This is a genomic window from Shewanella sp. POL2 (assembly GCF_000282755.1).
Lineage (GTDB): Bacteria > Pseudomonadota > Gammaproteobacteria > Enterobacterales > Shewanellaceae > Shewanella > Shewanella xiamenensis.
Window position 1 is genome coordinate 1 of record NZ_AKZL01000040.1, and the last position, 14,145, is coordinate 14,145.

Here is a 14,145-nt window from a genome sequence, read left to right on the forward strand (position 1 = left end):
GGCGCCAACATCGATAATTGATACCGTAGGAAACTGCTGAATAAGTTCGAGGATCACTGTGTTCTTTGGTGCATCATTCCCTTGCACATCCGGTTTTTTGTCATCGAGGTAAAAGCTTGCCATCGAGGTATAGGCAAAGGGCGCCAACGCTTCTTGGGTGAAGATCATAAAGAAGTTTGGCTGTAATGTTTCCCAGTGCACGGCACGAATACTGGCAACCTTAACCCTTAGCTCTTGGTTATCAATCATATAAGTCAGCGTATCGCCCAGTTTTAGCCCTAAACGATCGGCAACACCGGATTCCACCGACACCTCATCAGCAGCTTGATTAAAATGCCCTTCAATCAACTCGTTGTTGGCAGGCAAGCTATTGCGCCAAGTGAGATTAAGCTCGCGGGAAATCCCTACTCGCCCCTTCTCTCCGGCCTCGGCCTGCTCGTTAGAGATCAAAGTCTCACTATTAATTTGCGTCAGCCGGCCACGAATGACGGGGTAGATATCCGTTGCGGCTATGCCCTTTTGTGCCATAAAGTCGTTTAATGGTTTAGCATCATCGGGGGCGATATTGACCAAGAAATAGTTAGGTGCATTCTCGGGCAGCTGTTTTTGCCACTCGTTCAATAAATCTTGCCGCAGTGCCAAAATGGTCAGTAGCAATACCAAAGCCGCACTAAAGCCCACCAGTTGCACCGCATTTTGCCGCGCGCGGCGGCGTAAACCCGCGAGTGCCAGTTGCAAGGGATTGGTGGTTTTCATGCCGACACTGTGACCAAGGCGGATCATCACAAAACCTAAAATACTGAGCAATACGCCGAGTAGCAGCACAGCCGCGACTACCGTCAGTGTCAGCGCCCAGCTTTGGGAATACAAATATCCCAACAGTGCCATCGCCCCTAAACTTAAGAGTAAATGCAGCCACATGCCGAGCTGCAAGCCTTCGAGTTGCCTTTGTAAGACTCGCAGTGGCGGAATCGCCAGCAGACGCATTAAAGGATAGGCCGAAAACATAAAGGCGCTGATAAGCCCTGTGCTGATCCCAAGCAGTAGCGGCCGTGTCAATGGCGGCGAATAGGCTGCGATTTCAGGGGGCAACAGTTGATTAATGCCTAAATCCAGCAGTGCCCCGCCGATTAACCCCAGCACAATGCCAAACAGCGTTACGAGCAATAAATGGATGCCAAATAGTCGACGAATTTGAGTTGATGAGGCACCAAAGGTTTTAAGCATAGCCACCACATCATAATGACGTTGGCAGTAACGCTGGGCGGCAATCCCTATCGCGGCGCAAGCAAGGGCAATACCGAGCAAGCTTGCCAGCAGTAAAAAACGCTCCGCCCGCTTCACCGCGCCCGCTATCGGTGAGTCGCCAGACTGCACATCGACCCAGCGCTGGGAATTATTCAGCAGCGGTTTAACGCTATTTTCAAAGGCGCTTAAGGCGCTTTCTTCACCGGCAAATTGATACAGATACGTCACTCGGCTGCCGGGTTGGATAACCCCAGTCTTGGCGACATCTTCAATCCGCATTAACACCACGGGGGAAGAAGCGAACGGATTAAAGCCCGCATCGGGTAAGCGGCTGATTTCTTGACTTAAACGAAACTCACTGTTGCCTAATTCCAGTGTTTGCGGGTATCCCAAGAGTCCCCCTAAGCGACTCTCGAACCACACCTCATCGGCGTGGGGCAAGTCTTGGGCTTTTACATCTTGGCCATTGGCCGCTTTAAGTTCGATGTATCCCTTAAGTGGATAACCGGACTCAACCGCACGCACTGTAACTAACTGAAACTTATCCCCCGCATACACCATGGAATTAAATTGCATATTGGTGACATGCTTAAGGCCAAGCTCCTCGGCCTTGGCCAGAATGCTGGCGTCAATTTGAACGGGAGAGTCGATAATACGATCGGCGGCGATAAACTGAGTCGCTTGTCCGTTGATAGCAACTTGCAAACGCTCACTGACCCGCGCAAGACCGCTAACCGACAGTACCGCCAAGGTAATGGCGAGGATAATCAATAACAACTGCCCCTGTTGCAACTCGCGCTTAAACAGGCGCCATGCCAAATTAAGCTCCATGGGTTAGGCCTCCTTGGCGCTTAATTCAAGGTTGTTATTCACATTGTGCGATTGAGCCGAATTCAACTCTTCCTGCAAGTGGCCGTTGTCCATAACCAGTTGCCTTTGGCAACGCTTCGCCAGTTGTAAGTCATGGGTGACGAGGATGAGCGTGGTGTGGCTCTCTTGGTTCAGCTCAAACAACATATCGGCAATTTTATGGCCGTTAACACTGTCCAAATTGCCGGTTGGCTCGTCGGCAAATAGCACTTTAGGTTCACAAATAAAGGCCCTCGCAATCGCAACCCTTTGCTGCTCACCGCCGGATAACTGTTTAGGTAAATGAGTCAAACGGTGGGATAACCCCACGCGCCCCAGCATGGCCTCGGCCTTCTCCTTGGCATTTTTAACCCCGGCAAGCTCGGCCGGTAGCATCACATTTTCAAGGGCGGTTAAGGTATCAACTAACATAAAAGATTGAAAAATAAAGCTCACTTTTTGCTTACGCAGCGCGGCTTTCTGTTCTTCATTGAGCGGTGATAGGGCCTGGCCATCGAGCCAAATCTCCCCCGCCGTTGGGGTGTCGAGCGCGGCGAGTAAGCCAAGTAGCGTCGATTTACCCGAGCCGGAGGGTCCTAATATCGCAACACTTTCGCCCTGCTTGACATCTAAGTTAATGCCCTTGAGGATAGTGAGCGAACCTTCCTGAGTAGTCACCGATTTTTCGAGGTTAACCACATTAATGGCACTATTTTTTGAAACGACGTTAGACATAGGATCCTTCTTATACAAATCGTTCTTGCGTCAATTGCTAAGATGCAAGCCTATGGCAAAGGCCTTGAGCGCCTGCATCCTGTTAAGTCTATTTATAACCACGCCAGTTCAGGCGGCGAAAGTGTTGATCCTCGGCGATAGCTTAGGTGCCAGCTATGGCATGTCGGAACAAGTAGGCTGGGTGGCGCTGCTGCAAAAAAACTTACCCGAGCATGAATTTACCAACGGTTCGGTGAGCGGTGAAACGACAGCGGGCGGTTTGCGTCGTTTGCCTGCGCTGCTCGATTCCGTTGCCCCCGATTTGGTAGTAGTCGAACTCGGTGGTAACGATGGTCTACGTGGATTCCCCCCGACGCAACTCAAAAATAACCTAACCCAAATCATTACCCTAGCTAAAAATAGCGGTGCTAAAGTGCTACTGACCGAAATCATGGTACCGCCTAACTATGGCCCTCGCTATAGCCAAAAGTTCACCCAAGTGTATCAAGAGATTGCAAAAGATGAGGATATTGACCTTATCCCCTTCTTTATGCAGGAGGTTGCTCCCCATCCAGAGTTGATGCAAAGAGACGGTATTCATCCCAATGAAAAGGCCCAAGAGAAGATTGCCACTTGGATGCAACCTTGGATTGAAAAAGCCTTAACTCAATAAAATCGCTGCAATTTTAAGCTAATAAACAGCTTGCTGATGTAAACTTGTATTTAAGCGATAAAAATATGCTCCAACGCAACATTAACGCCTGAGATAAACAGTAAAATTCGTGTTAGCAAATGGTTAACCCAACAAGGAGTCAATATGTCCCTTAGCCATCAGCAAAAAGTGTACATACCCAAGGAAGCTCGTACCAATCAGTACATCACCGCCGAAATTAAAGTCACGGATGAATTACTGGCGCAATACCCCGATTACCATAGCTGTTATCAAACCTTAAGCCGCATTATTTTTAACTTGGCAGAACAACACGATCTCCGTAACGTCCATGTGATCACTAACGATAAACTGCCAGTCGTGCGTTACCATACCGAAGCGTATTGTTTCCAAACCGCTGAACAAATTCTGTTTTTTTACAATCCCGCCTATCACGAGGCACAAAATCTGTTCACTGCGGACAACTACCGCGCCCGCAAACTGCGTATTGTTTTCTTAGCGACTGGCGATGAAATCCGCAGCAACTCAGCTAATTTCCATACCCGTGTACGGGAGCTATTAAACGAATTAATGCCTAAGCTGCCGATTAACGATCTTAAGGTAAAGATCCGCGACCACCAGCATTTATCCTATGATTTATTCGCCAAATCAAAAGGTAATAAAGAAACCTACGGCTATAAACTCAGAGCCATTGCACCAAGATACAAAGCCAGAAAATGTGACCTGCCGGAAAATGTCAGCTCACTCACCTATGTCACCGTCAGCCTGCCGCTGAGTCGCAAACTCAAACAAGGTTTACTACCAGAGTCAGCAACTGACTTTAGCCCGTTATATCAACACCTTGAGGATAATTTCATCAAGGCGGCTACCAATAAGCAATTAACGCGCTTGGCTATGATCGCCAACGGCTTAACTCCCTTAGTGCGTAACAGTAAGTTTGAAAAACTCGACAGCAAGGCCGAAGTGCAGATGATTGGTTTTGACCCGAACGCAACTGAGCAGCAAGTAATTCGCCGCTGGGATGCTGATAACTTAGTCGAAGCCGCGCATTTTACTATTGTCGCGGGTGCGAAGGACTGTGATGACTCAGGCTATGGCCGTTTTATGAATAACGTTGAAGCCGCATTGAAAACCTTTGCCGCCGAGATTGGGCTAGATCCTGAGCGTGAAGATCTCGTGGTGCGCTTCCACCAACACATTAGCTACCAACTCTAGTTATTCGCTGTAGCACGACCTAAAACAAAGGGCGCATCTGCGCCCTTTTTATCTATAATTGCAAAGCATTAGGCTCATACGATGCCCAGCACTAAAGCGCCTAACTGGTCTTCAGCCAACCTTTTATCAGCTTGACTACTTTATCGTAATCGTCATCAAAACTGTGGCCACCGCTTAACTCCATCACAGTGACATTGGGCTGCTTGACCTCTGGGCATAAATGCAGCGGCGCATCGTCCTCTTTACCATAGAGACAAAGCATAGGCACAGTGGTTTGTTTGTTGACTTCGGGTAAGGTTAAGTAACGAGCCGATTGGTTATCCGAGGTGACAATCTCACTCACATGGATTTCAAAATCCGAGGATTGTGAAGGAGAAAGCAGCACAGCGCCCAAGACATTCTGCCGATATTGAGCGGGCATATCATTTAACACAAAGGGAATCACTTCGGCCCCGAAGGAATAACCAATCAAAATCACTTTTTGCGTGCCAAATTCCGCCTGGTACTTATCAATAATCGCTAAGGTATCTTGGGTGACCTCTTTAGGATCTTTTTGTTTCCAATAATATTTCAGCGAGCTCCAGCCGACGACAGGCCAGCCCTGCTGTTGCAAAATGCCCCCTACGGCTTTATCAAGCGTTGCCCAGCCACCGTCACCACTCAAAAAAATCACCAACGGTGGTTTGGCATGGGATGACGCAGCTTTTACCTGAGTTGATGATTCGACAGGCAATAGGGTCAGCCCCAAATTATCGGCAAACTCATCAGCAAAGACGTTAGCAGTGAAACATAAAAGTAAAACGCTCAGTAGCTTGATTAAGGATTTCGTCATCTCGCACCTACTTTTTAAATACGCCAGTTGTACCACGACTCGTTAAGGTCACCAGACTGCCCACCACTACAGGTAAAGAGAGCCCACCATAACAAATCAAATACTTAGCCTCCCACCTGGGATTAAACTTATCCTTATACCTTCTAAGCCCCTGAAAGTTGTAAAATTTATTTCCCTTCTTATAAACCGTTTTGGCAAGCTTAGTCCAAAATGGCACCAAGGCTCTATCAGTCAATCCAGACATGGGCGCCATGCCAAGATTGAACTGCTGATATCCTTGCTGTTTGCCCCATAGCAAGAGTTCTGTAAACAAAAAATCCATAATATTACTGCCCGATAAACTAGGCTCATAGCGCATCAAATCAACCGAAAACTCTATTTTGGCCGCACTGGCCCACACATTGGAAAAAGCTACAAGCTCGTCGTTTAAATACACTAAGGCCATCGGCGTGGCGCACAGGTAAGCAGCAGAAAAATACCCAACTGAAAATCCCTTTTCTCGACCTTGCTTCGCCTTAAGCCAGCTCGAAGAAATAACCTCTAACGTTGGCAATAGGGCCTTCACTTCACTGGCCTCGATAATTTTAAACCGTAACCCTTCCCTTAAAGCCTTCGCATGACTTTGACGCAAGCTACGATACTTACTCGACTGTAAATCAAATTCCGCTAAGGGCACTATGGCCTCCTCGCCGAGTTTATATAGGCTCAACCCTTGTTCTAAAAAGTGGGGTAAATACCTTTGCGTGACTTGATAAAATACTGGCCAACCATCGTAAGCATCGCATAACTCCCTAAACTGCCAGAGTAAATCATCAAATTTATCTGGATTTCCAATCGGATCGCCCATCACAACCCAGCAATGTCCTGCGCGGGTATACATTAAAAATGCATCGTTATCTTCATTAAATAACAATGACTTATCTTGAACTAAAGCAAGAAATCCGTGGCTACTTGGGGCGTTAGCGACGATATCCATAGCGCAGCTTAAAGTATGCTCATCCAATAGACGGGTTTGCGGTCTTCTCATCGCTAACACGTAGCGAAAGGCAAAAATCAACAAGATCACTAGGGCAACCGCCCCACCCCGCAATGCACGGGACACATGGCTATCTTGAGAAAAAGTAAACCAAAGTGAATGATCGTAATCCACATCCTGATAGGCAAAAAATAGCACCCACATCATCAAAAATAATGCCGCCGCCAGCGATAAGGCCCAACCAAAAGAATATTTAATTCCCACAATAGAACCTTGGCGATAAAAAATCTGCTCGCAGGGCAGCATTAATAAATAAATAAGACCAAGTGCGAGGGATATCTGCCACTGAGCGCCCTTTAGTACAATAAACACCATGGCTACCAATAAGAGTTTTTGCGTTAACTCAAACGCTTTTTGATAACGTTTAAATAGACCGTGGGATAATAGCAAGAGTAAAATAGCACTCGCACTCAATATCAAACTTGATAGTTCCACAATTGGTAGCGGCACTATCTCACCTAGCCAATGATATTTATGAATAATGGAAGGGTTAACAACCGATAGCAACAACACTAAGCCAACGCCAAAAACACTAATGCTTAATAATGGTGGCAATAATTGCCTGACAATCTGTAAATTAACATTTAACTTAGAAAACTTATCCTTATTAGTTAATACTAAGGTTGCCACAAAATACATCAGCGCTAAAATAAATGGCACTATGTAATACATTAATCGATAAATAATCACTGAACTTAAAATTTGTTCGGCAGGTAAATATTGCGATAAGGTAACAGTAACTACCGTTTCAAATACGCCAATCCCTCCAGGCACATGGGCAAGCACCCCGATTGCATTGGCTACAAAAAAGATGCTAAGGACCTGTAAATAACTTAATCCATCCACCTCAGGTAGTAGAGAGTAAAATAATGTCCCCACAACGATCCAATCAATACTCGATACTAGAAACTGCTTTAGAGATAAGGAAAAAATCGGTGGTGCCAATTCGAACCCACGAAATTGAATAGACCTTTTCCACATCAGGCTAAATACAAAATAGCTAATGACACCCAGCAACATCAAGATACCAATCACTCGATTAAGAGAGAAAAACCAAGTTGGCAACGGTAAGTCGGAAAGTTGCTCTGCAGGAAAATTAATCAGAGCAAGTCCGCAGATAAAGAAAAGTCCAAGGAAAAATGTCACTGAGCAAGCGAGTACAACCTGGGTAATATTATTGCCACTCAAACCTAATTCAGAATAAAATTTGTAGCGTATAGAAGTGCCGGTCAATAATGAAAAACCTATCGTATTAGAGAAGGTAAATGCCAGGAATGAAACAGGAGCTACCTGTTGATAACTTAAGGGCGATTTTAGTTCTCTAATGGCAAGATAATCATATAATGTTAATAGTAGATAACTGACCAACGTCAATAAAACCGCTAATAAAATTTTTGATGGTGCAAATTGTTTAATCTCTAAAAAAATATCATTTAACTGATAATCCTGCTCTAAGTTATATAGCAGAAACAACGAGACTGTGAATATTATCAAACTAATAATCACACGGATCCGCCTACCCATTTTACTCTCCAAGCGCTGTTTAATCTGCAAATAAAATCAACAATAAGCATTGATAGGACATTAAAATAAAATTAACTTTATTTTATTATTCAATCCTATTTAATCGAACGATTTTTAACATAGTGATTTTGGAGAGGCAATCTAATTAATCATTCGCTTCATGATGTTTTATTCATCTTGTAAACACTTTGTTCTAATCTGGCTTAAATATCACCCGAATAGTTTAAAACAGCCATTAAGTGGTCAGCTTTTTTGGCTTAACCATTCTAAAAAAATGAATAGGTTGCATGTCCTATCCTTCACTGTACACAGCATGATTTTGGCCATATTTCACATTGCCTTTTTCAGCTCCGAGCGCATCCTGTTAACGAAATTATAACAAAAGCAGGAGCACCTATGTTCAACAAAACAATCCACTCACTCTTAGGCAAAGAATCGACAGCCAAACAGCGTCATTTTTTGCCGAGCAACCCCAATCGTAAGGCGAGTTGGCTAATGCCTACAGGCATAGCTCTATTAATGGCATTCAATCTAACAGGTTGTTTTTCTGACGATGATCCCGCACCAGTGGTAACGCCACCCGTGGTGCAGCCACCTGAAACTGGACCCACCTTTCCCGAAGGTGCAATCAAAATCCCCGCTGGCGATAACCTCACGATGCGTATTCAAGAAGCCTTAATTAACGCGCAAAGTGGTGCAGTGATCGTGCTTCCTAAAGGAACCTTTAATATCGACTCAACTTTGCTATTCGATGGCGATGTAGATGGGGATGGCAGTTATGCCAAAAACGTCACTATCATGGGCTACGGGATGAAGGACACTATCCTTAATTTCGCCCAAGCTAACTCGGGAGATGGGATTTTCGTCCAAAACGCTCTCAACATTACCATTCAAGATCTGTCGGTTAATGAGGCAAAAAACAATGGTATCAAACTTAAAAACACTAACGGCATTATCCTGCGCCGCGTTGGTGCAGTATGGGAAGGCGAACTCGATAAAGATAATGGTGCCTATGGTTTGTATCCGGTTGAATGTGAAAACATTCTGATTGAAGACAGTTATGTTCGCGGCAGTGCCGATGCGGGGATTTATGTTGGGCAGTCCCAATATATTGTGGTGCGTCGCAATATCGCCAAAGAAAACGTGGCGGGGATTGAAATCGAAAACTCCAAATATGCCGACGTGTATAACAATGAAGCGATGGGTAATACGGGTGGGATTTTAGTGTTCGACTTGCCGATCAATAACCACAGATACGGCTCTAGCGTGCGGATTTTCAACAACAAAGTGTATGACAACAACACGCCGAACTTCGCCAATGCTTCTGCTAACCCCGCAGGTGTGCATATTGTGCCGCCAGGCACTGGAGTGATCATTTTATCCACCGCAGATGTGGAAATTTTCAATAACCAAATTACCCGTCACGACACCCTAGGAGTGACTGTGAGTAGCTTTTTTATTGCAGAACCCGATATGACCTCCTTTGTCGGCAACTATGGTCAACCTGGTCAAGCGATTGAGGATGGTTGGCGTCCTGTACCACGTAATATTTATTTACACGACAACGTAATTACCGATTATGGTAGCAAGCCAAAAGGTTATTTAATTCAAGATATTATTCGAGCCTATATCATAAATCATGGCACGTTACCCGGCGTACTCTACGACGGCTTAGGGGAAATGCTTGCTAATAACGGCACCGCCGCTTACCTCGGTTTGAAAGAGACGCCCTTTGCCACTGACGGTAGCGATAACGTCTGCGCCAGTGATAACGGCAACGTATCCTATGGCCGGCTCTATGCCAACAGCAATACGGATATCAGCATCGCCGATGTGCAATATGAAAAGACCCAAAACGCCCTACTGAAATGTACTCAAGTGAGTCTGCCTGTGCATACCGTCACCTTTGCAGGCCAAGTATTTGGCTGCGGGGTTGACGATAATACCGCAGGTTGTGATGGCGGCGTATTGGTCGGTGGCGGTGGTACTATCGGTGAAGGCGAAGGCGGTCTAGTAGGCGATGGCGATCAAAGCCTGTGTAAAGCGACTGGCTCAAATGTTAGTTGGGATGCACTGCTGAAAGCAAACTGTCCTAAACTGTCGGATTACAACCTGTTTAGCGATGCCAAAAACCCCACCACAGGCCCGAATTCGGGTGGTGTCCCTTACGATCTCAACACGCAGCTCTTTACTGACTACGCCAGTAAATATCGCTTTGTGTATTTACCTGCGGGACAAAAAGCCAGTTACTCCGAAAAAGAAGCGTTTGATTTCCCTGTGGGGAGCGTTATCGTCAAATCCTTTGCCTTGCCAAGCGATACCAGTAAGCGCGGTATTAGCAACGAGAGCTTGATTGAAACCCGCTTACTCATCCATCGTCCAACGGGCTGGAGCGCACTGCCCTATGTGTGGAATGCAGATAAAACCGATGCCACGTTGGCGAAAGCGGGAGCGATTAGCAGTCAAACGTTGAGCCATAAAGGGGAAAGTCTGACCTTTAACTACATGGTCCCGAGCATGAACCAATGTAAGCAGTGTCACCAGTTTAAAGCTGATAACAATAGCAACGCCGTGTTTGTGCCTATTGGTCCTAAGGCGCGCCATTTGAACCGCAATTTCAGCTATCAAGATGGCAGTATGAACCAACTGCTGAAATGGGAAAGCCTTGGTATTTTGCAAGGATTGCCCAACCTAAGCCAAGTGCCACAAGTGCCCGCCTACCACGATGGTGACGAAGCGACCGTCGCAAGCTTAAGCGATACCGCATTAATGCAAACGGCTAAGGGTTATCTCGACATCAACTGCGCCCATTGCCATAGACCCGAGGGCAACGCCTCTAATACTGGCCTAAAACTCGAGTACTGGCGTGGCTACAGCGATGATGCAGGTTTCTCCCATGGCACCTGTAAATCACCGGTTGCCTATGGCGGTGGAAACTTAGGTTTCGATATAGTCCCAGGCAATGCCGCTGAGTCCATCCTGCACTTTAGAATGCAAAGCACGACTCCGGGCGATCGTATGCCTGAAATTGGCCGAAGCTTAGCCCATGATGAAGGCGTAGCGTTGATCAGCGAATGGATTAAACGTCTACCCGCAGCAAGCTGCTCACGCTAGCGTTAACGTAACAGTGGGTGAAAGCATGCTTGCAATCACCCACTTGCTTACCACTTCAAGACAGAGCGACCCCTGACATTGAAGGCCAACTCGAGGCCTTCTTATTTTCTAATGACATCTTAACGAGCTGATAATCCATGAAAAATCGCCAAACACTTTCGTTGGTGTTGATTATCACTGTGCTGCTCACAGCCTGCGGCGGTAGTGACAGCCAAAGCAGCGATAGCGGCCAAACACCGCCGCCCACGACCCCAACCAATCCAACGATACCAACTAGCCTTTGTGTTAATACTTCAGGGCAAGTTAACTGGCCCGCCTTGATGGCAGAAGACTGCCCAGTGTTAAGTCAATATGGTCTCTTTATCGACCCGACAAACCCAACCATACAACCACAAGCTCCGGGGTTTAGCTATCAGCTCGCTACGCAGCTGTTTTCTAACTATGCCAGCAAATACCGCTTTATCTATTTACCCGCGGGCAGCAGCATACAGTACCAAGCGCAGGAGGCATTTGAGTTTCCAACTGGCGCCGTGCTGGTTAAAACCTTTGCTCTTCCACAGGATACGGCTATCACAGGCATAGCCAACGAAACGCTAATCGAAACGCGGCTATTGATAAAACGCCCCCAAGGTTGGACGAGTCTGGTTTATCAATGGCAACAAGGTGAGGCAAAGCTGCTTACCGCAGGTGCAAGCGTGCATCATACCCTGATTAACCAAGGCCAAAGTCAAAGCTTCGATTACAACATACCGAGCCGCGCCGAGTGCAAAATTTGTCACCAAACCAACCAAGATAACAGCAGCCAAATCATTCCGATTGGCCTTAAAGCCCACTTATTGAATCGCGACATAGTCGACCAAGGACAAAGCGTCAATCAACTCAGCCTGTGGGCCAAACAAGGCAAGCTTGAGCAGTTACCCGAGTTAAGCCAAGTGGCCAAAACCTATGCAATTGACAACCATCAAGCCGATTTAACCGCCCGCGCTAAGGGCTATTTAGATGTAAACTGCGCCCACTGCCATAGCGCTAAAGGCTTTGCCAGTATCTCTGGATTACGCCTCGGTTTTTATATCGATCACACCAGTTATCAATATGGGATCTGCAAGCAGCCTCCGGGATGGGATGGCGGTGCGAAAGGACTTGATTACGATATTGTCCCCGGCAATGCTGAACATTCAATTTTGCTGTATCGCCAAACGCTCTCTGAACCGAAAGATCGCATGCCGCCTATCGGTCGCAATCTTGAGCACCAAGAAGGCGTTGAATTAATTCGTCAATGGATAGATTCACTGGCACCGAGTTTAGGGAATTGTATTTAGGAAAGTGCTGAGTAGTACTAGGGCGTGTTGACGTTTCAGGGTTATTTTTGCAGCAATGTGGCTGGCTTTTATGCAAGGCAAAGTCCGTGCAGTGTAGTTATTCTACATAAACGGACGATAACGCGGCAGAAAAGCCAGCCAAATGCTGCCCGAAGGGTTCGTCTGGCAAGCCCTTGCTCTTACTTTCTGTCATAAGAGCCGCTCGTCATTTGAGTAGAATAACTACACATCATTCCTCGTTTCGCGAGCACGTGCTTTCCTGAACGAACAAAATCTAATCTCGAAACGTCAACACGCCCTAATGTCACTCACATTGCATAGCAATGGAGTGACGTTAAACAAAAATAAATGGGATAAACAAGGATGAAATTGAATATAGGATAGCGCCGTTTCCCTTAAAGTATCGCGTCCGTTTTTAACCAATTAAGCTAGTTCACTATCCTTTAGCCGCAGTTAAGCCGACTAAAATACCCTGGCGGGTGGCCAATCCAATGCTTAAAGGATTGACGGAAATGGCTCACATCGCTGTAACCTAAGGTCTCGGCAATCGCCTCAATATCTAGCTTGTTGGCTAAAATCAACTCGACCGCACGTTGGCAGCGCACCTGATCAACGAGACGCTGATAACTCGATCCCAGCTGAGCAAGTTTACGCCGAAAACTGCGGTCGCTCATATGCAGCTGCGCCGCCATTTCATCCAAATGAAGTACATGGGGAAAATGTGCGCGGATCGCTATCAATACGGTTTCGATAAAGGAGGTGGTAAAAGCTGAAGGCGTTACCTCTGCAAATTTAGGGAAAGGATAGTTTATTGCAAGAGCAAGATAATCAAGGGAAATACTCCATTCGTAATATTCGCAATTAAACTGCACTTTCGCACCCGTTGCCTCCTCTAAAAAACGGCAGTCTCGACCTGACCCAACCAAATTAATTTGACTTAGCGTTATCGCCTCCCCAGTCAGCTCTCTGGCGAGCCCCAATAGTGACCCAATACTGTGTAAAAACTGAAATCCGTATTGTGCTTTATCAATACGACCCGTATTAAGCCAACGAATGCAAACACTGTCATCTGTTAGACGTACCAAAGAATCAGTAAAACTACCAACTAAACTCGGGTGATTAATCACAAACTGTAAGCAGGCCTGCAATGAGCTAAGTTGAGCAAGATGGGGCAACAATACATCTAAGCTACTCACCCGATAACTCAGCCCTAATTTAGTACCAATATCGGGATCTCCACCCTGTAAGCGTAAAAACTCCATCGCATATTCCACCTGCCAGACAAAGACAAACTGGCAATGATTAAGCTCAGTCCGGCCAACACCAATATGACCACAGACTTGCTGTAAGGCTTTTTCGCCTAACTGTGAGGCAATAAAGTCGAGAATATTACGCAGCTCAAATGCGGGATAGGTTTGATCGCCTACCATCAGGTTCGTCTTGTAATCGACGCGCTGTAACATGGAATATCCTTAATGTGATTTGTTCAGCTTTTAATTCCCTAGGTGATTAGTTGTATAAGATCTCGCTTATTTTGAATAGTCTTAAACCAAACTTAATGTTAAAAAAATGTATTATTTCATTTCGCGCCCAAACAAAACAAAAACGCCTGCATATTCGCAGG

The 14,145-nt window shown here is 46.1% G+C and carries 9 protein-coding genes; 4 read left to right on the forward strand and 5 right to left on the reverse strand.

Annotated elements, in window-relative coordinates; all coding sequences use genetic code 11:
• The coding region (locus tag SHEWPOL2_RS12200; RefSeq protein ID WP_037428582.1) for an FtsX-like permease family protein at positions 1–2,079 on the reverse strand (2,079 nt) is incomplete at its 3' end.
• Positions 2,080–2,082: 3 nt separating this feature from the next.
• A complete protein-coding gene (locus SHEWPOL2_RS12205) occupies positions 2,083–2,832 on the reverse strand; it encodes an ABC transporter ATP-binding protein (RefSeq protein ID WP_037428583.1) in 750 nt (249 codons plus the stop codon).
• Between the two features lie 52 nt (positions 2,833–2,884).
• Between SHEWPOL2_RS12205 and SHEWPOL2_RS12210 the strand changes: the two genes are divergently transcribed.
• Entirely contained in the window at positions 2,885–3,484 is a 600-nt protein-coding gene (locus SHEWPOL2_RS12210; RefSeq protein ID WP_037428584.1) for an arylesterase, read from the forward strand.
• A 144-nt stretch (positions 3,485–3,628) separates the two neighbouring features.
• Complete coding sequence (locus SHEWPOL2_RS12215; RefSeq protein WP_037428585.1) at positions 3,629–4,696, forward strand: DUF3083 family protein; 1,068 nt, start codon at positions 3,629–3,631, stop codon at positions 4,694–4,696.
• Between the two features lie 100 nt (positions 4,697–4,796).
• Here SHEWPOL2_RS12215 and SHEWPOL2_RS12220 read toward each other — a convergent pair whose 3' ends face one another.
• Positions 4,797–5,528 carry an AcvB/VirJ family lysyl-phosphatidylglycerol hydrolase gene (locus tag SHEWPOL2_RS12220; protein WP_037428586.1) on the reverse strand — a complete coding sequence of 244 codons (732 nt, stop codon included), beginning with the start codon at positions 5,526–5,528 and terminating at the stop codon, positions 4,797–4,799.
• A gap of 7 nt (positions 5,529–5,535) precedes the next feature.
• Positions 5,536–8,088 (reverse strand): bifunctional lysylphosphatidylglycerol flippase/synthetase MprF, encoded by a 2,553-nt coding sequence (mprF, locus tag SHEWPOL2_RS12225; RefSeq protein WP_037428590.1) that lies wholly within the window; start codon positions 8,086–8,088, stop codon positions 5,536–5,538.
• Positions 8,089–8,484: 396 nt separating this feature from the next.
• Between mprF and SHEWPOL2_RS12230 the strand changes: the two genes are divergently transcribed.
• Positions 8,485–11,202 (forward strand): SO2930 family diheme c-type cytochrome, encoded by a 2,718-nt coding sequence (locus SHEWPOL2_RS12230; RefSeq protein ID WP_083848328.1) that lies wholly within the window; start codon positions 8,485–8,487, stop codon positions 11,200–11,202.
• Positions 11,203–11,339: 137 nt separating this feature from the next.
• A complete protein-coding gene (locus SHEWPOL2_RS12235) occupies positions 11,340–12,521 on the forward strand; it encodes an SO2930 family diheme c-type cytochrome (protein WP_037428591.1) in 1,182 nt (393 codons plus the stop codon).
• A gap of 443 nt (positions 12,522–12,964) precedes the next feature.
• On the opposite strand, the gene SHEWPOL2_RS12240 is transcribed toward SHEWPOL2_RS12235, so the two are convergent.
• Positions 12,965–13,984, reverse strand: a complete 1,020-nt coding sequence (locus SHEWPOL2_RS12240) for an AraC family transcriptional regulator (RefSeq protein WP_037428594.1) — start codon at positions 13,982–13,984, stop codon at positions 12,965–12,967.
• Between the last annotated feature and the right edge of the window lie 161 nt (positions 13,985–14,145).